Origin of the sequence: Tardiphaga sp. 866_E4_N1_4 (genome assembly GCF_052076075.1) — a bacterium.
In the GTDB taxonomy this organism is placed as follows: Bacteria; Pseudomonadota; Alphaproteobacteria; order Rhizobiales; family Xanthobacteraceae; genus Tardiphaga; species Tardiphaga robiniae.
Genome location: NZ_CP197242.1, coordinates 1,805,669 through 1,824,875 on the forward strand (window position 1 = coordinate 1,805,669; position 19,207 = coordinate 1,824,875).

Annotated in this window: 18 protein-coding genes; 12 read left to right on the forward strand and 6 right to left on the reverse strand. The window is 62.4% G+C overall.

The genetic code is table 11. The features are described from left to right. Window positions 1–5: 5 nt before the first annotated feature. The 3 genes from AB8B20_RS09120 to AB8B20_RS09130 all read left to right on the forward strand — a co-directional run bounded on the left by AB8B20_RS09120 (window position 6) and on the right by AB8B20_RS09130 (window position 3,304). The gene (locus AB8B20_RS09120) at window positions 6–728 is read left to right on the forward strand and encodes an ABC transporter ATP-binding protein (RefSeq protein ID WP_439073050.1); all 723 of its coding nucleotides are present in this window, start codon (window positions 6–8) and stop codon (window positions 726–728) included. 139 nt (window positions 729–867) lie between these two features. Beyond that, window positions 868–1,977, forward strand: coding sequence for a branched-chain amino acid ABC transporter substrate-binding protein (locus AB8B20_RS09125; protein ID WP_439072327.1), 1,110 nt, complete (start codon window positions 868–870; stop codon window positions 1,975–1,977). 211 nt (window positions 1,978–2,188) lie between these two features. Further along, entirely contained in the window at window positions 2,189–3,304 is a 1,116-nt protein-coding gene (locus AB8B20_RS09130) for a branched-chain amino acid ABC transporter substrate-binding protein (RefSeq protein WP_439072328.1), read from the forward strand. 264 nt (window positions 3,305–3,568) lie between these two features. On the opposite strand, the gene AB8B20_RS09135 is transcribed toward AB8B20_RS09130, so the two are convergent. Continuing rightward, window positions 3,569–4,303, reverse strand: coding sequence for a cytochrome c biogenesis CcdA family protein (locus AB8B20_RS09135; protein ID WP_439072329.1), 735 nt, complete (start codon window positions 4,301–4,303; stop codon window positions 3,569–3,571). Window positions 4,304–4,441: 138 nt separating this feature from the next. On the opposite strand from AB8B20_RS09135, the gene AB8B20_RS09140 reads away from it, so the two are divergent. Next, entirely contained in the window at window positions 4,442–5,446 is a 1,005-nt protein-coding gene (locus AB8B20_RS09140; RefSeq protein ID WP_439072330.1) for a P1 family peptidase, read from the forward strand. Window positions 5,447–5,581: 135 nt separating this feature from the next. Here AB8B20_RS09140 and AB8B20_RS09145 read toward each other — a convergent pair whose 3' ends face one another. Further along, the gene (locus AB8B20_RS09145) at window positions 5,582–7,975 is read right to left on the reverse strand and encodes a membrane-bound PQQ-dependent dehydrogenase, glucose/quinate/shikimate family (protein WP_439072331.1); all 2,394 of its coding nucleotides are present in this window, start codon (window positions 7,973–7,975) and stop codon (window positions 5,582–5,584) included. Window positions 7,976–8,372: 397 nt separating this feature from the next. Between AB8B20_RS09145 and AB8B20_RS09150 the strand changes: the two genes are divergently transcribed. Beyond that, on the forward strand, window positions 8,373–8,624 hold the full coding sequence (locus AB8B20_RS09150) for a KTSC domain-containing protein (protein ID WP_439072332.1): 252 nt from the start codon (window positions 8,373–8,375) through the stop codon (window positions 8,622–8,624). Here AB8B20_RS09150 and AB8B20_RS09155 read toward each other — a convergent pair. Then, entirely contained in the window at window positions 8,589–9,326 is a 738-nt protein-coding gene (locus tag AB8B20_RS09155) for an EF-hand domain-containing protein (RefSeq protein ID WP_439072333.1), read from the reverse strand. The genes AB8B20_RS09150 and AB8B20_RS09155 overlap by 36 nt on opposite strands. Before the next feature lie 254 nt (window positions 9,327–9,580). Here AB8B20_RS09155 and rpe point away from each other — a divergent pair, with 254 nt between their 5' ends. Together rpe and AB8B20_RS09165 are read left to right on the forward strand one after the other, a co-directional pair. Beyond that, entirely contained in the window at window positions 9,581–10,282 is a 702-nt protein-coding gene (rpe, locus tag AB8B20_RS09160) for a ribulose-phosphate 3-epimerase (protein ID WP_439072334.1), read from the forward strand. 540 nt (window positions 10,283–10,822) lie between these two features. Beyond that, on the forward strand, window positions 10,823–11,611 hold the full coding sequence (locus AB8B20_RS09165) for a DUF2259 domain-containing protein (protein WP_439072335.1): 789 nt from the start codon (window positions 10,823–10,825) through the stop codon (window positions 11,609–11,611). Between the two features lie 269 nt (window positions 11,612–11,880). On the opposite strand, the gene AB8B20_RS09170 is transcribed toward AB8B20_RS09165, so the two are convergent. Both AB8B20_RS09170 and AB8B20_RS09175 read right to left on the reverse strand, forming a co-directional pair. After that, entirely contained in the window at window positions 11,881–12,390 is a 510-nt protein-coding gene (locus tag AB8B20_RS09170; RefSeq protein ID WP_120292740.1) for a hypothetical protein, read from the reverse strand. Between the two features lie 7 nt (window positions 12,391–12,397). Further along, window positions 12,398–13,273, reverse strand: coding sequence for a hypothetical protein (locus AB8B20_RS09175; protein WP_439072336.1), 876 nt, complete (start codon window positions 13,271–13,273; stop codon window positions 12,398–12,400). Between the two features lie 202 nt (window positions 13,274–13,475). Here AB8B20_RS09175 and purB point away from each other — a divergent pair, with 202 nt between their 5' ends. Both purB and AB8B20_RS09185 read left to right on the forward strand, forming a co-directional pair. Beyond that, window positions 13,476–14,786 (forward strand): adenylosuccinate lyase, encoded by a 1,311-nt coding sequence (purB, locus tag AB8B20_RS09180; protein ID WP_439072337.1) that lies wholly within the window; start codon window positions 13,476–13,478, stop codon window positions 14,784–14,786. An 82-nt stretch (window positions 14,787–14,868) separates the two neighbouring features. Further along, on the forward strand, window positions 14,869–15,423 hold the full coding sequence (locus AB8B20_RS09185; protein ID WP_439072338.1) for an MOSC domain-containing protein: 555 nt from the start codon (window positions 14,869–14,871) through the stop codon (window positions 15,421–15,423). A gap of 213 nt (window positions 15,424–15,636) precedes the next feature. Here AB8B20_RS09185 and AB8B20_RS09190 read toward each other — a convergent pair whose 3' ends face one another. Further along, window positions 15,637–16,809, reverse strand: a complete 1,173-nt coding sequence (locus tag AB8B20_RS09190; protein WP_439072339.1) for an IS481 family transposase — start codon at window positions 16,807–16,809, stop codon at window positions 15,637–15,639. Between the two features lie 205 nt (window positions 16,810–17,014). Between AB8B20_RS09190 and murI the strand changes: the two genes are divergently transcribed. From murI to AB8B20_RS09205, 3 genes are all read left to right on the forward strand, one after another. Beyond that, window positions 17,015–17,806, forward strand: coding sequence for a glutamate racemase (gene murI, locus AB8B20_RS09195; RefSeq protein WP_092147210.1), 792 nt, complete (start codon window positions 17,015–17,017; stop codon window positions 17,804–17,806). Window positions 17,807–17,885: 79 nt separating this feature from the next. Continuing rightward, window positions 17,886–18,293, forward strand: a complete 408-nt coding sequence (locus AB8B20_RS09200; protein ID WP_093756467.1) for a cupin domain-containing protein — start codon at window positions 17,886–17,888, stop codon at window positions 18,291–18,293. 17 nt (window positions 18,294–18,310) lie between these two features. Then, entirely contained in the window at window positions 18,311–19,081 is a 771-nt protein-coding gene (locus AB8B20_RS09205) for an HpcH/HpaI aldolase family protein (protein WP_439073051.1), read from the forward strand. Window positions 19,082–19,207 lie beyond the last annotated feature (126 nt).

The window sequence follows — 19,207 nt, forward strand, 5'->3', positions numbered from 1 at the left end:
CCCCCATGCTCGCCGTCACTGGCCTGCACGCATCCTATGGCAAGATCGAAGCGCTGAAAGGCGTCGATCTCGACATCAAGCGCGGCGAGATCGTCGCACTGATCGGTGCCAACGGCGCCGGCAAGTCGACACTGATGATGACGATCTTCGGCAAGCCGCGGGCGCGCTCGGGCGTGATCACCTATGACGGGACGGACATCACCGACCTACCGACCCACGAGATCGCGCGCATGCGCATCGCGCAATCACCCGAAGGCCGCCGGATTTTCCCGCGTATGAGCGTGGCGGAAAATCTGCAGATGGGCGCCGACGTCAATGAGAGCAATCCTGCCGAGCGCGCCGTCAGCCTCGACAAGGTGTTGACGCTGTTTCCGCGCCTCAAGGAGCGCATGACCCAGCGTGGCGGCACGCTGTCCGGCGGCGAGCAGCAGATGCTGGCCATCGGCCGTGCGCTGATGAGCCGCCCACGCCTGCTGCTGCTCGATGAACCCTCGCTGGGTCTGGCACCGCTGATCGCCAAGCAGATTTTCGATGCAATCCGCGTGCTCAACATGCAGGACGGATTGACGGTGCTGATTGTCGAGCAAAACGCCAATCACGCGCTGCGTCTGGCCCATCGCGGCTATGTCATGGTCAATGGATTGATCACCCTCTCGGGCACCGGCGCCGAATTGCTGAAGGCCCCGGAGATCCGTTCCGCCTATCTCGAAGGCGGCCGGCACGGCTGACGGATCGATATCCTTCATCAAATGACGCGCAGCGCGATGCAAACAATCGACACTATTCTGAAGGTAGAATGATGCGCCAATCGCGATTCCGTCACGGCGTCGCGTTTGTCTGCATTCGAACGGAACACGGGGACTTCCTATGAAATTCATCAAACTCATCGGCCTGACGGCGGGTGCTTCGATTGCGCTGGCGTCCGTTGCACTGGCGCAGGATATTCCTGTCGCCGTCGCATCCTCGATGACCGGCAGCGAATCTGCCTTCGGCCGCCAGTTCAAGAATGGCGCCGAACTTGCCGTCGCCGATATCAACGCCGCTGGCGGTCTGTTGAACAAGAAGCTGGCGCTACAGGTCGGCGATGACGCCTGCGATCCCAAGCAGGCACGCTCGATTGCCGAGAAATTCGCCAGTGCGCGCATTCCGTTCGTCGCCGGTCACTATTGTTCGTCGTCGTCGATCCCGGCATCGGAGGCCTATGCCGACGGCAATGTGCTGCAGATCTCACCGGGCTCGACCAATCCGCTGTTCACCGAACGCAAGCTCGCCAATGTGCTGCGCGTCTGCGGCCGCGACGACCAGCAGGGTTTTGTCGCCGGCGAGTACATTGCCAAGAATTACAAGGGCAAGAATATCGCGATCCTGAATGACAAGACGACCTACGGAAAAGGCCTCGCCGACGAGACCAGGAAGGCGCTGAACAAGGCCGGCGTTACCGAGAAGATGTTCGAGAGCTATAACAAGGGCGACAAGGATTTTAATGCGATCGTCTCGCGCCTGAAGCGCGACAATATCGATCTGGTTTACGTGGGCGGCTACCATCAGGAAGCCGGCCTCATCGTGCGCCAGATGCGCGACCAGGGCCTCAAGACGGTGCTGATGGCGGGCGACGCCATCAACGACAAGGAGTTCGCCTCGATCACCGGCCCGGCTGCTGAAGGCACGCTGTTCACCTTCGGCCCCGACCCGCGCAACAAGCCGACCGCCAAGGCGATCGTCGACCGCTTCAAGGCCAAGAACATCGATCCCGAGGGCTACACGCTCTACACCTATGCGGCGTTCCAGGTCTGGTCGCAGGCCGTCGCCAAGGCCGGCACCACCGACACCAAAAAGGTGATGGACGTGATCAAGGCCGGCGAATGGGACACTGTACTCGGCAAGCTGGCCTTCGACGCCAAAGGCGACATCAAGGCGATCGACTATGTCGTCTACAAGTGGGACGCCAAGGGCGACTACGCCGAACTGAAGCAATAAGCCTGCAGGCCGCACCTCTCTGCGCACAGCCAGAGGTGCGGCTCGGCTTGCGAAAGCGCTTGCGACGACCTGCCGCAGTCGGAGTCACAGGCAGGCTGTCTGCGGCCGAAAATTGCCGATGACTCGGCATCAAAATAAGTTGAGAATGATCCTATCGTTCGGGCGGCCGGATTGCGTTTGTGGCCGAAAACTCTTTGCGAGGATCATCCCCATGAAACCATTGAATGTAATCGGCCTAGCCTTTGCCGCGTCGCTGCTCTCAACCGCAGCTTTTGCACAGGACATCAACGTCGCGGTCGCCGGCCCGATGACAGGCGGCGAATCGGCCTTCGGCCGCCAGATGAAGAACGGCGCCGACCAGGCTGTGGCCGATCTCAACGCCGCTGGCGGCGTGCTCGGCAAGAAGCTGGCGCTGCAGGTCGGTGACGATTCCTGCGATCCCAAACAGGCCCGCTCGATCGCCGAGAAGTTCGCAAGCTCCAAGGTGCCGTTCGTCGCCGGCCACTTCTGCTCGTCATCGTCGATCCCGGCGTCCGAAGCCTATGCCGATGGCAATGTGCTACAGATCACGCCGGCTTCGACCAATCCGCTGTTCACCGAACGCAAGCTCGCCAATGTGCTGCGCGTCTGCGGCCGTGACGACCAGCAGGGCCTCGTTGCCGCCGACTACATTGCCAAGAACTTCAAGGGCAAGAACGTCGCGATCCTCAACGACAAGACCACTTACGGCAAGGGTCTCGCCGACGAGACCAAGAAGGCGCTCAACAAGACCGGCTTCACCGAAAAGATGTTCGAGAGCTACAACAAGGGCGACAAGGACTTCAACTCGATCGTCTCGCGCCTGAAGCGCGACAATATCGATCTGGTTTATGTCGGCGGCTATCACCAGGAAGCCGGTCTGATCCTGCGCCAGATGCGCGACCAGGGCCTCAAGACCATATTGATGGCCGGCGACGCCATGAACGACAAGGAATTCGCCTCCATCACCGGCCCCGCGGCAGAAGGCACGCTGTTCACCTTCGGCCCCGATCCGCGCAACAAGCCGACCGCGAAGGCGATCGTCGAGAAGTTCAAGGCTAAGAACATCGATCCCGAAGGCTACACGCTCTACACCTATGCAGCGTTCCAGGTCTGGTCGCAGGCCGTTGCCAAGGCCGGCTCCACCGACACCAAGAAGGTGATGGATGTGATCAAGGCCGGCGAATGGGACACCGTGCTCGGCAAGATGGCGTTTGACGCCAAGGGCGACATCAAGGCGATCGACTACGTCGTCTATAAGTGGGACGCCAAGGGCAACTACACCCAGATCGACGCGAAGGGAACCTGAGGCGACGCCGCGAGCGCTTCCCTTAACCTCTCCCCGCTCTTTGCGGGGAGAGGTCGGGCGGCGAAGCTGACCGGGTGAGGGGCATGGTATGCACCTGCCCCATCTCGGACTATCGGATCGAATATTGTCCGGGCGGGTTGCTAACTTTGTTGATCTGCCGACCCGATAGATATCGGTTGTGTCTTCTCCAGCGTGAGGCCCCTCACCCGGCGCTGCGCGCCGACCTCTCCCCGCAAGTGCGGGGCGAGGTTACGAGGGACCCCCTCACCCGAAATTCTGCAGCGCGGGAAACGTCTCAAGCAGCCAGATGCTGGCATTCGACACGGCGCCGGTGAGAAACGCGATGCCGGTGATCACCATCAACACGCCCATCGCGCGCTCGACGTAGACGAGATGCTTCTTCATGCGCGCAAACACGCTGGAGAATTGCTCCACCATGAAGGCCGCGATCAGGAACGGGATGCCGAGGCCGAGGGAATAAACCGCGAGCAGCCCTGCGCCCTTGGTCACCGTTGCTTCTGCCGCCGCCACCGACAGGATCGCCGCAAGGATAGGTCCGATGCACGGCGTCCAGCCAAACGCAAAAGCCAGACCCATCACATAGGCGCCCCACAGCCCCACGGGCCTGGGCATGCTCAGGCGTCCCTCGCGCATCAGCAGCCCGATGCGCGTGAGGCCGAGGAAATGCAGGCCCATCAGGATGATCAGGATGCCGGCAACGATTGACAGCTCCGCCGCATAGGAGCGGACCACGCTGCCGACCAGGCTGGCGCTGGCGCCGAGCGCCACAAACACCGTGGAGAAGCCCAGCACAAACATGCCAGCCGAGATCATCACCGCGCGCCTAGAGGCCGCTTCCTGCTCGTCATTGGCGACGTGCTCGATGGTCGCGCCGGTGAGATAGATGAGATAGGGCGGCACCAGCGGCAGCACGCAGGGCGACAGGAATGAGACAATGCCGGCAATCAATGCGGCGGGGATCGTGACATCGGAGATCATGCGGCTAGATGCACTGCTGACATGACGGGATGCAAGCGGGATGGATCAAATGCCCGCCACTTCCGGCTGTTGTGATCACGCGTGATCGGTTGACCGGGCAGCCTTGCTGCGGTCTGGTCGGACCAAGAGGGAACCGCCATGAAGAACCTGCTCACCGATATCGCCGGCGTTCGCGTCGGCCATGCCGACGACGCCCAACTGGCCTCCGGCGTCACCGCCATCCTGTTCGACGAACCGGCCGTGGCCTCCGTGGACATACGCGGCGGCGGACCGGGCACGCGCGAAAGCGCCCTGCTCGATCCTGTGAACACTGTGGACGCGATCCACGGCCTCGCGCTGGCCGGCGGCTCGGCCTTCGGCCTCGAAGCCGGCGGCGGCGTACAGGCCTGGCTCGCCGAACAGGGCCGCGGCTACCAGATCGGCAATGCCGTCATCCCCATCGTGCCCGGCGCGATCCTGTTCGACCTGCTCAATGGCGGCGACAAGGCCTGGGGCCGCTTCCCGCCCTATCGCGATCTCGGCTACGCCGCCGCGGCGGCCGCCAGCGATGGCTTCAAGCTCGGCAGCGTCGGCGCAGGGCTCGGGGCCACGACAGTCAACTACAAAGGCGGCATCGGCTCGGCCTCCGCCGTCACGCCATCGGGCGTGCGCGTCGCCGCACTCGCTGCAGTCAATGCGGTCGGCAGTATCACGATCGGCGATGGCCCACACTTCTGGGCGGCGCCATTCGAAGTCGGCAACGAGTTCGGCGGACACGGCATGCCGAACAAGTTGAAACCCGAGATGCTGGCGATGCGTATCAAGGGCGGACCGGCGGCAACCTCGATCGAGAACACGACACTTGCCGTCGTCGTCACTGATGCGATCCTGACCAAGGCGCAGGCACGGCGTCTCGCCATGATGGCACAGACCGGATTTGCGCGCGCGATCTATCCGGTGCATGCGCCGCTCGATGGCGACATCGTGTTTGCGGCCGCGACGGGCGAGAAGCCGATCGATCCGCTGGTGGGTTTGACGGAGCTCGGCATGATCGCGGGTAATGTGATCGCCCGCGCCATCGCGCGTGGTGTGTATGAAGCGACGGCGCTGTCTTTCACCGGCGCCCTCCCCGCATGGCGCGACCGTTTTCAGCGCGCGACATAATCGGCACCAACGCGCATGCCTGTTTAGGGCCGCGAGACATCGACCGGTCATCGCAAAGCTTCTAGCCGGCCACAGTTCGGCTCAAAGAAAAAGGCCGGGCATCGCGCCCGGCCTCCCAATTCGCATCTTCAGTGGTCAGTCAGCCAAGGTGTAAGCTACCACGTGGTCGCCCCGCTCGATGGACTGGCGCGCGCCGCCGGCGGTGATGAGCACATATTGCTTGCCCGTCGCCGGTGACTTGTAGCTGATCGGCGTCGCCTGGCTGCCGACCGGCAAGCGGCCCTTCCAGAGCTCCTTGCCGGTCGCGCTGTCGATGGCGCGCAGATAGTAGTCGAGCGTGGCGGCGAAGAAGACCAAGCCGCCCTGGGTTGCCATCGAGCCGCCGATGGTCGGCATCCCGATCGGCACCGGGAGGCCCATCTTCAGGCCGAGCGGGCCGGTGTCTTGCACGGTGCCGATCGGCTTCTGCCACGCGATCTTCTGCGTCTTCAGATCCACCGCCGTCATGGTGCCGAAAGGCGGCTTCTGACACGGCACTTTGAGGGCCGAGAGGAAGCGGTCCTTCATGATCCAGTACGGCGCACCGGTCATCGGCACGGCACCTGGCAGAATCTTCTCACCTTCCTTGCGCTCGAAGGCGCGCTGCCACAGACCGAGCCGCATGTCGTTCAGGAACAGTGTATTGCTGGTCGGATCGACCGAGATGCTGCCCCAGTTCAGGCCACCCAGCGAGCCGGGATACTGCAACTGCCACTGCTCTGCAGACGGCGGATCGAACAGGCCGATATGCTTGTAGCCCTTGAACTCAATACGGCACAGTAGCTGATCGAACGGCGTCACGCCCCACATGTCGGCTTCGGTCAATGTGGACCTGCCGATCTCCGGCATGCCGGTGGACAGCGGCTGCGTGGGCGAATAGCGCTCGCCCTTCAGGTTGCCCGCCGGAGCCGGCACTTCCTCGACCTTGGTCAGCGGCTTGCCCGTGGCACGGTCCAGCACGAATATCTGGCCATGCTTGGTGCCAAAGACGACGGCCGGCGTCGCCGCACCACTGGCATTCGGGAAGTCTGTCAGCGTCGGCTGCATCGGGACGTCGAAGTCCCAGAGGTCGTGATGGACGCTCTGGAACGACCAGCGGACTTCACCCGTGGCTGCGTCGAGTGCAACGACCGAAGAGGCATATTTCTCCATCTCCGGCGTGCGGTTGCCGCCCCACAGGTCGGGAGCTGCGTTGCCCATCGGCACGAAGACCAGATTGAGCTTCGGGTCATAGGACATCGGGGCCCAGGAATTGGGCGAGCCGCGCGTATAGGCCTGATCCGCCGTCGGTGCGCCCTTGACCGCGGGATTGCCGGCATCGAACGCCCAGCGCTGCTTGCCGGTCGCCACGTCGTAGGCGCGGATGACGCCCGATGGCACGTCGATCGCCAGGTTGTCGGTGACGAAGCCGCCGAGCACGAGGACATCGCCCGCAAGCGTCGGCGCCGAGGTAACCTTGTAGACGCCCGTCGGTGCCTTACCCAGACCATCCAGCAGATTGACCCGGCCGTTATCGCCGAAGCCGGGGCAAAACGCGCCCGTATCTGCATCGATGGCAATAAGCTGACCCGTGATCGTGTTGGTGAAGAGGCGTCGCGTGCAGACGGTGCCGGAAGCGTCGCCTGTCTGGGTCAGGCTCGCCGACTGACCGCGATTGGAGTCCTTGCCGCTCAGGTCGATATAGGCCAGGCCACGGCAACGCATCCAGCGGGTGTGGCGCGCATTGATGACGGTGCGCCATTTCTCTTTGCCTGTATCGGCGTCGAGCGCGATGACGTTGTTGTGCGGCGTGCAGAGATAGACCGAGCTGCCGATCTGCATCGGCGTTTGCTGGTCTTCCGAGCCGAGGCCTGAAGCGTCATTGTCTGCGATGTCGCCGGTGCGGAACGTCCAGGCGACCTTCAGCTTGTTGACGTTGCTGCGATTGATCTGGTCCAGCGCGGCAAAACGCTCGCCTCCGGGATTGTTGCCCCAGTTGTCCCAGTTCTTCTGCTCACTGTCCGCCGTGACAGCGACCTTGCCCGTCTCTGCAGACGCGAAGGTTTCGGTGCGATCGACGAACATGCCGGCGACCGAGGCGATGATCAGCACCAGCAGGCCGCCCGCAACGGTGAAGCTCTTGCCAATCGCGCGTGGCAAACCAGCGCGCCCGCGCAGGAGCGGCGTCACGAGCGCGAGGGCGAACGCCGCGGCGAGGAAGATGAAGAGACGCGCGAAAAGCGGCCAGAATTCGAATCCGCTCTCCCAGACAGCCCAGATCGCGGACGCGACGAATAGCACTGCATATAAAGGCAGAACAAAAAGCCTGCCGAGAATCAAACCAGCCCCGACGCCGCAAAGCGCGAGACCGGCGATCAGATAATACCAACTTCCACTACGCGAGATGAGAACTGCGCCACCCCAGATAAACGCAATGCCAGCCACGGCAAACAGCACCCCAAGCAAGACGAGCAATACCTTGCTCCTCCAGCCACCATTCACTTCCTTCACTCGTCCAGCTCCAAACCTGTAACGTTTCCAAAACGCGCGCTATCGACTGTTGTTATTTTTTCGATTGCGCACGTCGCACACCGTTTTCCTCCTGCACGCTGTGGATCACATCGGAAACCAATTTGATAGGTGTTGAGCCCCCTCGTTTCAGAAGGGGTGGCATATCAAAATCAGGATAAGCATCTGGCTCGATCGACATCTTCCGCGTGTGACGTTGATATGCCGATCATGTCGGCCGGTCACGTCATCACCCGCGCCCTCGCGCATCGAGTGTATGACGCGACAGCTCGCGCCGTTGTCCGGCGCTTCCGGCGTTTCGCGACCGGAACTAGGTCCTCGCTGCGCAACCAATCGCTCCGGTAATCGTTTCTATCCGGGAGACATTCGGAGGATTGCGATGCCGTCGACTGCGATTCGACATGTCACTTATGATCCGGTGAGCCGCGAATTGCGTGTCACCTTCACCAGCGGCCGCCGGTATGCTTATGCGCAGGTGCCGCCGGAAGTGCACGCGGCCTTCAGCAGCGCCGCGTCACGCGGCGCGTTCTTCAATCACCGTATTCGTGATCGCTTCGCCTATCGCGAACTGGCGCGTTCGGGGTCAGAGCGCAGATCAGGCGCTGATCGCCAGCGTCGACTTCGCGTTTGAGATCTGCTGCGCCTGACGCGCGATCATCTTTTCGATCGCGTTATAGGACGAGCTTGCGGTTGATGACGTGGACGACGCCGGGACGGCTGTGGTCGAACTCACCGTCGATCCGTCCGCATAGGCGATAGACGTCGTAGTGCTGCCATCGGCATTCACCGTGGTCGTTGTGGTCGAGCCGGCAGTGTCGGAGCCACTACCAGATCCACCACCGCCACCGGCGTGATGTCCCTTGCCGGAGCCTTTCAACGCCGAACCCAGTTCGTCCTGGCTGACCGACCCGTCGCCATCCTTGTCGAGCTTGGCAAACACCTTGTCGGCATTCTCCACATTGGTGCCACCGGCGCCGAGCTTGTCCTCGAATTCCGCCTTGCTGATGCCGCCGCTGCCGTCGCCGTCGAGCTGCGCAAACAGGCTCTTCAGCGCGTCCGACCGGCTCTTCGAAGACGACGACACCGACTGGCTCTGCGCATCCAGCAGCGCGCTCATCGTGCTCGCCGAGATCGATGTCGAGGATGACGAGCTGGCGCTCGATGTGGAGGATGTCGATGAACTGGTCTGCGAGGCGCTGCCGGCAACGTTGAAAACGCTCGCCGCCGATTGCTGCGTGAGGCCGGTGGTCGGCTTCGACGCAGCGGTCTTCTTCGACGTCAGCGCCTGAAGCGCATCCAGTGCGGACGAGGCAAGACCGAGGGCCTGCAACATCGCGTGTCTCCTGCTCATGCCGCATCCGCGGCGCAATTCCTTGCAAGGATTTCAGCAAGCCGCGTGCCAGCGAAAAAACGTCGAGAAAACAATGGCCCGTAGCGACGGCCGCGCGCACATGTCCCGGCAAATCATGCCGCCGCGGCAGAACTTGCCGATTTGCCGCGAGCGTTGCCCGTCCCCCGGCCCCATGTTACGCGAGGCGGTCCATTCGCCGCCGCCCAAAAATGTTCAGGAAACCCCAGGAAACCCCGATGTCCCAGAGCTTCACGCCCCGCCCGCTGGTGATCGCCCCGTCCATCCTGGCGGCTGATTTCGCGAGGCTTGGCGAAGAGGTCCGCGCCGTGGATACCGCCGGCGCCGACTGGATGCATCTCGACGTCATGGACGGCCATTTCGTGCCGAACATTTCCTACGGCCCCGACGTCATCAAGGCGATGCGCCCGCACACGACAAAGATCTTCGACGCGCATCTGATGATCGCACCATGCGATCCCTATCTCGAAGCCTTCGCCAAGGCCGGCTGCGATCACATCACCGTCCACGCCGAGGCGGGCCCGCATCTGCATCGCTCGCTGCAGGCGATCCGCGCGCTCGGCAAGAAGGCCGGCGTCTCGCTCAATCCCGGCACGCCGCTCTCGGCCATCGAATATGTGATCGATCTCGTCGATCTCGTGCTGGTGATGTCGGTCAATCCCGGCTTCGGCGGCCAGGCGTTCATTCCGTCCGCGCTCGGCAAGATCTCGGACCTGCGCGCGATGACCGCGGGCCGTCCGATCGACATTGAAGTCGATGGCGGCGTGTCCGCTGCAGTCGCCGGGCAACTCGCCGCAGCAGGTGCCAATGCCTTCGTCGCCGGCTCGGCCGTATTCAAGGGCGGCACCGTGGAAAGCTACAAGGCGAATATCGACGGCATCCGCGCGGCGGCAGCGAATGCCCGCGGCGAGATGGTGTAGTCGCTTCTCCCGATCCAAATATCAAACAGCCACGCTCTCGCATTCTCGCGGCGCTTGCGCGTCCGAGGTGTGAGCAGTCCCCCTCAACGATGAGGGGTGGCAGCGCGCCGTGAGGCGCAAGGGGTGGTTTCTGTCGCGATCCGCTCCGCCGGAACGCCGGCAAGCTGCAACCGCGCAACGCCTCACGGCGCGCCACCGCGGCGATTTCTGTCCCCGGGACCGTTCTTCCGGGCAAAGGCGCAGAGCTCCGCACTCCGCTGATCCCGACGGTTTCCCGCCGTTCACCAATGCCACGTCCAGCCAGCATGAGTGGCAGACCCCCGTAGTGGGGCCGGACGGTGACCCAAGGCCTCCCGAGTGCGTGAGGAAACGTCTTCCTCCCGCCCGCAGGCGCCGCATCCCTGTTCCACCTCAAGACGCCTCTAGAAGTGCCCCTCGCGAACCGGACAATTCGGATAATAATCCTTAAAGGAATGTTGTCAACACCTGCGAAGACCAATATGCGCATGAACTTTGCTCCGTGTCGCGCGACCAACCGGGATGACACAGCATTCAATCGCCGGCTTTCACCGCCTCCTGCTCGTTCCCCTGCTCTCGCTCGCCTTGCTCGGCACGGCGCAGGCCGGCGACGCTGCCGCCCGCAAAGTGATCGGCTTCTCGCCGGACGGCGCGCATTTCGCCTTCGAGCACTATACGCAGCTCTATGATGCGACCGAGATCGTCGCCGAGATCCAGGTGATCGACACGCGCACCGACGACTTTGCGAAGGGTACGCCCTTCTCCCTTCGCACCAAAGACGATGACGAGCGCGAAGTGGATGCCGTGCGCGCCGAGCTGATGGCCAAGGCCAAACCGCTGCTGGGCAAGCTTGGTATCACCGAGCCCGGCACGCGTTTCGCCGGCAAGCCATCGATGGATCTCGACGAGATCGGCATCTATCAGATGGACCCGAAGCCGCTCGCCACCACGCAGGCCATCACTTTGCCGGACGGCCGCAAGTTGCTTCTGACGCTCTCCGATCAGGCGCTCGGCAAAGCGTCATGTTATGGCGCCGGCGGCCGCGGCACCTATGGCAGCGTCATCGTCACCGGCATGACACTGCAACTGAGCATCGACGGCGCCGCGCCCGTCACCCTGCAACAGGACAAGCAACTGCCAAGGCGCCGCCGCTGTGTGACGGCCTACGGGATTGCCGATGTCTATCATCACCAGGCCAAGGACGGCACGCAGACGCTGGCTGTGCTGGTCGAGACCGTGGACGCCGACCAGTTTCACGCCGGGCCGAACCGACGGTTCATGGCGGTGACGACGAAGTTGCTGCTGAAATAGCATTCCTGCTTTGGGATCGCCTTGTTTCAGATGCTACGCGAGCATTCCTATTGGTTGGCGATCGCGCCGACGGCCAGACGCCCCACTCAGCAACTGACATCGTGTCTATGGATTCCGGGCCCGCGCAAGAGCGCCCCGGAATGACGGATGAAAGGTCGGCACTTGTATTCTGACTGAGAGAAACAACTTTCCGGAATGACTCGGTCCCGGACAGAACGACCAGGATGGTTCCCGACGCTGCGGATCGCGCAAAGAATGCCGCGGACCGATCAAGGCACCAGTCGGAGCCGCGGCGGCACTACGCTTGCTGACAGTCCAAGTTTCTCGATTTGCTCATCACGCCAGGTGTCGAGCAGTGGTTGCAATGCTGCGGGGTCGTTTTCCAGCAGATCCAAAACCTGCGTAATCACCGACCGATACCTGTCCTGTCTTTGCGGCTTGTAGTCGGCGAGATCCCGTTCCATGCCGCGAAAGATGTCGGTCGCTTGCTGCAAGTTGCCGAGCAAATAATGCGTCAACCCGAAATCGAGACGAACGGGCATCATGCGGTTGCTCGCCATCCAGGAGATGTAACCAAGAAACTCTCGGGGGCCGTGAAGATTCCTTAGGGGTTCGATATGCGGGTTGATTTTATCGAGCACGATTGACGCAGACTCAGCGTAGGCTTTTCTGTCGACAAGAAATAACCCGGCGTGTTCGCCAGAAATCGTATTACTATAATTGAGCGAGAAATATTCTCCCGGGCGATACAATGGCATAACCACCCGGAAGAGCTTCATCTGATTCTTATGCGGCGTGGTGTCGAGAAAAAAGCCGCGAGCGACGTAGACGCTCGGCTTGATAATCAGATAATTCCCGCACACAACCGTCCCCGTTGCGCGGGGCTGGATCAACTCGAAAATTTTCCGCGATCTGCTCATGCTTTAGCCGTGATCCACGAAAAAAGTTCAATTCAATAACCGGTGTATTTGGCAACGCCCCCGTATGCGCTCTCAGTTCATCGGCCCTTGATGCGCTCAGTACCGCGCCTCCGGTCTTTAAGTCGTAGATCGCGATCACGTCACCGCCTACATCCCTCAAAGCTACGTCGGTTCGTATACTGCCGGCAATGCCATATTCGACGACCTCCTTGAAAAGGAAGCTTTGTTCAACTCCGTCCTCGCCAATCCCGGGATAGTCGGCGGCCCTGACCCTTGTGGCAAACGCCACATGCACCGCAATCCCGTATGCTTGCGGCGTTTGATCGGGGATAAATTCTAGTCCATCCATAACTCGGATTAAATCGGCCGATAGCTTCTCGGTTGTTTCGTCGATAGTCGGGATTCCCGTTCGTGCGGTATCCTGCGTAATCGTGGCCGCTATATTTTGAAGGAAGTCTTCAGTCGTATTACTGCCATTTCCGCCGAGCAATTCCTCGAACCGCGGAACGCTTGCCAGATCTGCGAATGTTGCAGATACCTGATTTTCGCCCGTCTCGTCGACTGACGCACCTCCACTACCATCGGTCCTCATGCCAAGGGCGTCCCGCGGCTGACCGGGGTCGAATCCAGCTTTCCGATTGATCAACCTTCGAAACTTCAATTCCAATTTGAGCCCGCACAATTCGTACCTCAGGCGGGCTAGGGTTCCATCGATCTCGTCCAGTTCCTGCATTATTTCCATTGCAACCTCCACCCTTCTTTCCTATGACTATAATCATACAGGATTGTAAACCTAGTGTCCAGCCACACTGCGCCGCCCGGGTGCCATGCCGGATGTTTGCGGTATCGTCGGCGGTTTCGCGCCAAGCCCCCTTCTCCGAGGTGGCCTCCCCCGCCCCGATCTGCTAAAGCGCGGCGTAATCCCCCAAACGTCAGAGTGCGCAATGATCCCTCGCTATACCCGTCCGGAAATGGCCTCCATTTGGGAGCCGCAGACCCGCTTCAAGATCTGGTTCGAGATCGAGGCGCATGCCGCCGATGCGCTGGCGGAACTGGGCACCATTCCGAAGGACGCAGCGAAGACGATCTGGGCCAAGGCCAAGGATGCCACCTTCAATGTGGAGCGCATCGACGAGATCGAGCGCGAGACCAAGCATGACGTCATCGCCTTCCTGACCCATCTGGCCGAAATCGTCGGCCCCGAGGCGCGCTTCGTGCATCAGGGCATGACGTCATCGGATGTCCTCGACACCTGCCTCAACGTGCAGCTCACCCGCTGCGCCGACATCCTGATCGCCGATATCGACCGCCTGCTCGCCGCGCTGAAGACCCGCGCCTTCGAGCACAAGATGACGCCGACCATCGGCCGATCCCATGGCATCCATGCCGAGCCGGTCACTTTCGGTCTCAAGCTCGCTTATGCCTATGCCGAATTCACCCGTAACCGCGAGCGCCTCGTCGCCGCGCGCAAGGAAGTCGCCACCTGCGCGATCTCCGGCGCTGTCGGCACCTTCGCGCAGATCGATCCGCGCGTCGAAGAACATGTCGCGAAAGCGATGGGTCTCGTGCCGGAGCCGATCTCGACCCAGGTGATCCCGCGCGACCGCCATGCGATGTTCTTCGCGACGCTCGGCGTCATCGCCTCGTCGATGGAGCGCTTGGCTGTGGAAATCCGCCACATGCAGCGCACCGAGGTGCTGGAAGCCGAGGAGTTTTTCTCCGAGGGCCAGAAGGGCTCGTCGGCGATGCCGCACAAGCGCAACCCGGTGCTGACCGAGAACATCACCGGCCTCGCCCGCATGGTGCGCGCCTATGTGACACCGGCGCTGGAAAACGTCGTGCTGTGGCACGAGCGCGATATCTCGCACTCCTCCGCCGAGCGCATGTTCGGGCCTGACGCCACGGTGACGCTCGACTTCGCGCTCAACCGCATGGCCGGCGTGATCGAGAAGCTGCTGGTCTATCCGGAAAACATGCAGAAGAATCTCGACCGCCTCGGCGGCCTCGTGCATTCACAGCGCGTGCTGATCGCACTCACGCAGAAGGGCGCGTCGCGCGAAGACAGCTACAAGCTGGTGCAGCGCAACGCCATGCCGGTCTGGCGCGGCGAAGGCGACTTCCAGACACTGCTGAAGAACGATCCCGAGGTGAAGAAATATCTCACCGACGACGAGATTTCCGAGAAGTTCGACCTCGGCTATCACCTCAAGCATGTGGACACGATCTTCAAGCGCGTGTTCGGTACCTCATCCTGAGGAGCGACGTCTTCGTCGCGTCTCGAAGGATGAGCGCCACACGCCATGGTTCGAGACGGCGCCGAAGCGGCGCCTCCTCACCATGAGGACGGATTCCACTGGCTACATCGTCGCCGTATGTCTGCGGCGCGGTCATCGCTTCAGCAAGACGCCAAGCCTGAGCATCCGCCTGCTCAGCGGCCTCGGCGTCGAAGGCGACGGCCATATGGGCTCATTGGTGCAGCATCGCTACGATCGCCGCCGCGATCCTGCCAGGCCGAACCTGCGCCAGGTGCATCTGATCCCGTCCGAACTGTTCGACGAATTGAGCGCCAAGGGTTTCACGATCCAGCCCGGCGATCTCGGCGAGAATGTCACCACATCGGGGATCGACCTTGCAGCACTACCGACCGGCACGCGGCTGCATCTCGGCGAGTCCGCCGTGATCGAACTTACCGGATTGCGCGAACCCTGTGTGTTGATGGACCGCTTTCAGCAAGGATTGAAGACAGCGACGCAGGATCGCGATGCGAATGGCAATGTCCTCTGCAAGGCCGGGGTGATGGCGGTTGTCGTTGCCGATGGCGAAGTGGCAGCGGGCGACGCGATAGAGGTCGAGTTACCGGCCGGAGCGCGGCAGCCGCTAGCGCCGGTGTAACAGGTCGAGATGCGTGAGAGCGCTCCCTCTCCCCGCATCTTGCGCGGGGAGAGGGGTGGGGTGAGGGGCGAGGCATTGGCCTGTCCTAAGCGTATCGTTTTCGGATCGAAGATTCCGATCCGAGAGAGCGCAACAAGCGGTGACCGCGTGCCTTGCCCCTCACCCGCCCGGCTTCGCTGCGCTACGCCGGGCGACCTCTCCCCGTAAAGGTGTTCAGTCGGGAGACATGGTTGACACCTGTTCGGAGACATCACTGACACTTTTTGTGCCAGTCAAGTCGATTTCTGCGACTTTCCGGCTGCCGAAGAAAATCCCGTAGTGGCCGTCGCTGTCCAAGGGGCGGATTGCCAGCCGTTCGCCGCGAAAGGCTTTTGGTACGCGCCATCGCCGGCCCTTGAAGTCGATGCGCGGATTGACTGAGACGCGGCGCACGATGTCATTGCTGGCATATTCGACCTCGACGATTTTGTCGGGCATCGGCCGCGTGCTGGGTTTGTAACGGGTAGCGGGAACGTCCATGCCGAGTGCTTCGTGGGGGCGTTGCAGATTGTAGACGGTGCGCCATGTATCGAAAGCGCGCTGTAGTTCGGCAAAGTCGCGGAACCGGCGTGCCGCGAATACTTCGGCCTTGAGGGAACGGTGGAAGCGTTCGTTCTTGCCGCGGCTTTGCGGGTGGAACGGCCTTGCATAGATCGTGTCGACGCCAAGCTTGAGCAACCAGACCCGCAGGGCAGTCCAGCGCGAGCCGCCGCTGTCGCCCCAAGGCGAGCCGTTGTCGACGAAGAACGCGTCCGGCAGACCATAGCGCCGGAAAGTCTGTATCAGCCGCTGCTGCACGGTTGCACTCTGTTCGTTTGCGCAGGCCTGGATGCAAAGTGCATAGCGCGAGTGGTCGTCGATTACGGTGAGCGGATGGCATGCTGCGTTGTTGGCCAGCGGCATGCGCCCTTTGAAATCCATCTGCCATAGCTGGTTGGGCGCCTCCTTCTCGAAGCGCTGCAGCGGCTGTGTTGCGCCGCCCGGCGGCAGGATAATGCGGCCGTTGCGGTGCAGGATCTCATGCACGGTGGAGATCGCCGGCGGTGTCATCCCGTCACGCTGCAGGCAGTACGCAATCTTGCGCGCGCCCCAGGCCGGATGGGCATCGCGCACCGCAAGCACCAGCGTCTCGATTGCCATATTGCTGCGTCGTGGGCTGACAAGCGGTCGCCGCGACCGATCGGCCAGTTCCGCATCGCCGGCCTCGACCCGCGCCAGCCATTTGTAGCCGGTCTGCGGGCTGATCCCGAACCGCCGACACAGTTCTCGCCGATTGACGCCCTCCTGCATTGCCAAAAGGGCAAACTCCCGCCGTTGATCCATTGCCGACACCTCGCGCCATGGCATGGAAACCTCCTGAAAAGGAGGACTCCAGCCAATCTGAATGTGTCAACTATGTCTCCGAACACCTGTCAGCGATCTGTCCGGACTGAACAAAAGGACGGGGAGAGGTTAAGAACCGCCGCCCTTCCCGAAAAAGCCCGAATGCCCCTGTCTTGATTGCCAGACCCGCAGCAACTCCGCAGTAACCATCCTCCCCTAGGCTCTCATGATGCCCACGCGTCCCACCATCCTTGTGTTCGACTCCGGTCTCGGCGGCCTCACCGTCCAGCGCGAGATCGCGAAGGCGCGTCCGGATGCCCGCTATGTCTATGTGGCGGATGACGCGTTCTTTCCCTACGGCCAGCACACCGAGGAGGCGCTGATCGGCCGCGTGGTGCCGCTGATGGGCGAGCTGATTGCTGCGCATCGGCCCGACCTCGTCGTCATCGCCTGCAACACGGCCTCGACGCTGGTGCTCAGCCATCTGCGCGCCGCCTATGCCGTGCCCTTTGTCGGCACCGTGCCGGCGATCAAGCCGGCCTGCGCGCGCTCGGTCAGCAAGCGCGTCTCCGTGCTCGGCACGTCAGGCACCGTGAAGCGCGAATATACCCAGACGCTGATCCGCGAATTCGGCGGCGGCTGCATCGTCACGCTGGTCGGCTCCGCCGAACTCGCCGCACTGGCGGAAGGCGCACTCGGCGGCCAAGGCATCGACGACGCCGATCTGTTTCGCGAGATCGCGCCCTGCTTCGTGCAGGACGCCGCCGGTGCCCGCACCGACACGATCGTGCTCGCCTGTACGCATTACCCGCTGTTGCTGGACCATCTCAATCGTATCGCGCCGTGGCCGGTGGCATGGATCGATCCGGCTCCCGCCATCGCACGGCGCGTGGTCGGCCTGATCGGCGATCATCAGCCCGGCGTGCCGCCCGGCGATGCCGTGCTGCTCTACACCTCCGGCAAGCGCCACGCCTGGCCGGAGGCACTGGCGCCGTTCTTCGGCGGACAGGTCGCGGCATAGCGAGCGCTCGACTTTCCCTTGCGCGCTGCTAGCCTTGCGGCGCGCCGTTCCGAAAAGAGAACGGCAAAGGGAGACCAGCATGCTCGATACGAATTTTCTGAAGAATGGCCTTCTCAAGACACTGCTCGTTGGCGCGGCGATCACGGCCTGCGCCGGTGCTGCCAGTGCACAAGGCATCAAGCGCACGCCGCTGCAGGACGTCAAATATCCCGCCGGCCATCGCATCGTGACGGTCGTGGCTGAGCTCGGCCCGAACCAGCTCGCCGGCCGCCATACCCATCCGGGTGTCGATACCGGTTACGTTCTCGATGGCGACGCGACGCTGATCGTCGAGGGCCAGCCGGACCAGGCACTCAAGGCCGGCGATTCCTATGCCGTCCCGGCCGGGATTCCGCATGACGTGAAGACCGGCGACAAGGGCCTGAAGATCATGGCAGTCTATGTCGTGGAAGACGGCAAGCCAGTGGCGACGCCCGCGCCGAAATAACAGGATCCCATGTGACGATGACGACCCCCGCGCCATTTCACGATCTCAAGCAGAAATGGCGCGAGGGCCGCCCCACTTTCGGGGCCATTGCTACCATCCCGTCGATCCAGACCGTGCGCATCATGGCGCAGACGCTGGACTGGATCATCGTCGACCTCGAACACGGCCCGATCGATCTCAACACGGCGCATGGGATGATCATGGCCACCGCGGGCACGCCCTGCACGCCGCTGGTGCGGATCGCCGCCAATGAGCCATGGCTGGCGAAAGCGCCGATGGATTTCGGCGCGATGGGCATCAACTTCCCGATGATCAACAGCGCCGACGATGCCTACAAGGCCGCGCGCAGCCTGCGCTATCCGACCCAGGGCGAGCGGCTATGGGGACCGTTCCACGCGCCGTTCCGCTGGAACGTGGGCATGCCCGACTATATGGCGCGTGCCGACGACAGCATGATCTGCATGATCACCATCGAGCATATCGATGCGGTGAACCGGATCGGCGAGATCATGGCCACACCGGGCATCGACATCGCCGTGATCGGCGTCGGCGACCTCGCCACATCCATCGGCAAACGCGGCCAGCCCGGCGATCCCGAGGTGCAGGCGCTGGTGGCAAAGGCCGAAGCGGGAATCCTCAAGTCAGGCGTGCCGCTGGGCGGCGCGGCGCTGAATGCCGATATGGGCAACGCCATGATCGAGCGGGGCTATGTGGCGCTGGCGCTGGGATTCGACTGGTCATTGTTCCAGCGCGGAATCGCCGCCGGATTCGAAGGCATCAGGCGGTGAAACTGCCATTTCGAGGCCGATTTTGCGCCAAAACTGGCCGGATTGGCGCTGTAAGCCCGCAAAACGGCAAAAAGCCCGTCTTTCAATTGACATAACCGGGCCTTCACCCTAGAAACCGCCTTGCTC

Bases quoted from the DNA above. Each gene is read 5' to 3' on its own strand.
- AB8B20_RS09190 (WP_439072339.1), bottom strand. From the start codon at position 16,809: ATGCCATGGCGCGAGGTGTCGGCAATGGATCAACGGCGGGAGTTTGCC.
- AB8B20_RS09165 (WP_439072335.1), top strand. From the start codon at position 10,823: ATGACACAGCATTCAATCGCCGGCTTTCACCGCCTCCTGCTCGTTCCC.
- AB8B20_RS09205 (WP_439073051.1), top strand. From the start codon at position 18,311: ATGACGACCCCCGCGCCATTTCACGATCTCAAGCAGAAATGGCGCGAG.
- AB8B20_RS09150 (WP_439072332.1), top strand. From the start codon at position 8,373: ATGCCGTCGACTGCGATTCGACATGTCACTTATGATCCGGTGAGCCGC.
- AB8B20_RS09175 (WP_439072336.1), bottom strand. From the start codon at position 13,273: ATGGAAATAATGCAGGAACTGGACGAGATCGATGGAACCCTAGCCCGC.
- AB8B20_RS09130 (WP_439072328.1), top strand. From the start codon at position 2,189: ATGAAACCATTGAATGTAATCGGCCTAGCCTTTGCCGCGTCGCTGCTC.
- AB8B20_RS09140 (WP_439072330.1), top strand. From the start codon at position 4,442: ATGAAGAACCTGCTCACCGATATCGCCGGCGTTCGCGTCGGCCATGCC.
- rpe (WP_439072334.1), top strand. From the start codon at position 9,581: ATGTCCCAGAGCTTCACGCCCCGCCCGCTGGTGATCGCCCCGTCCATC.
- AB8B20_RS09155 (WP_439072333.1), bottom strand. From the start codon at position 9,326: ATGTTGCAGGCCCTCGGTCTTGCCTCGTCCGCACTGGATGCGCTTCAG.
- AB8B20_RS09170 (WP_120292740.1), bottom strand. From the start codon at position 12,390: ATGAAGCTCTTCCGGGTGGTTATGCCATTGTATCGCCCGGGAGAATAT.
- murI (WP_092147210.1), top strand. From the start codon at position 17,015: ATGCCCACGCGTCCCACCATCCTTGTGTTCGACTCCGGTCTCGGCGGC.
- AB8B20_RS09200 (WP_093756467.1), top strand. From the start codon at position 17,886: ATGCTCGATACGAATTTTCTGAAGAATGGCCTTCTCAAGACACTGCTC.
- purB (WP_439072337.1), top strand. From the start codon at position 13,476: ATGATCCCTCGCTATACCCGTCCGGAAATGGCCTCCATTTGGGAGCCG.
- AB8B20_RS09185 (WP_439072338.1), top strand. From the start codon at position 14,869: ATGAGGACGGATTCCACTGGCTACATCGTCGCCGTATGTCTGCGGCGC.
- AB8B20_RS09120 (WP_439073050.1), top strand. From the start codon at position 6: ATGCTCGCCGTCACTGGCCTGCACGCATCCTATGGCAAGATCGAAGCG.
- AB8B20_RS09125 (WP_439072327.1), top strand. From the start codon at position 868: ATGAAATTCATCAAACTCATCGGCCTGACGGCGGGTGCTTCGATTGCG.
- AB8B20_RS09135 (WP_439072329.1), bottom strand. From the start codon at position 4,303: ATGATCTCCGATGTCACGATCCCCGCCGCATTGATTGCCGGCATTGTC.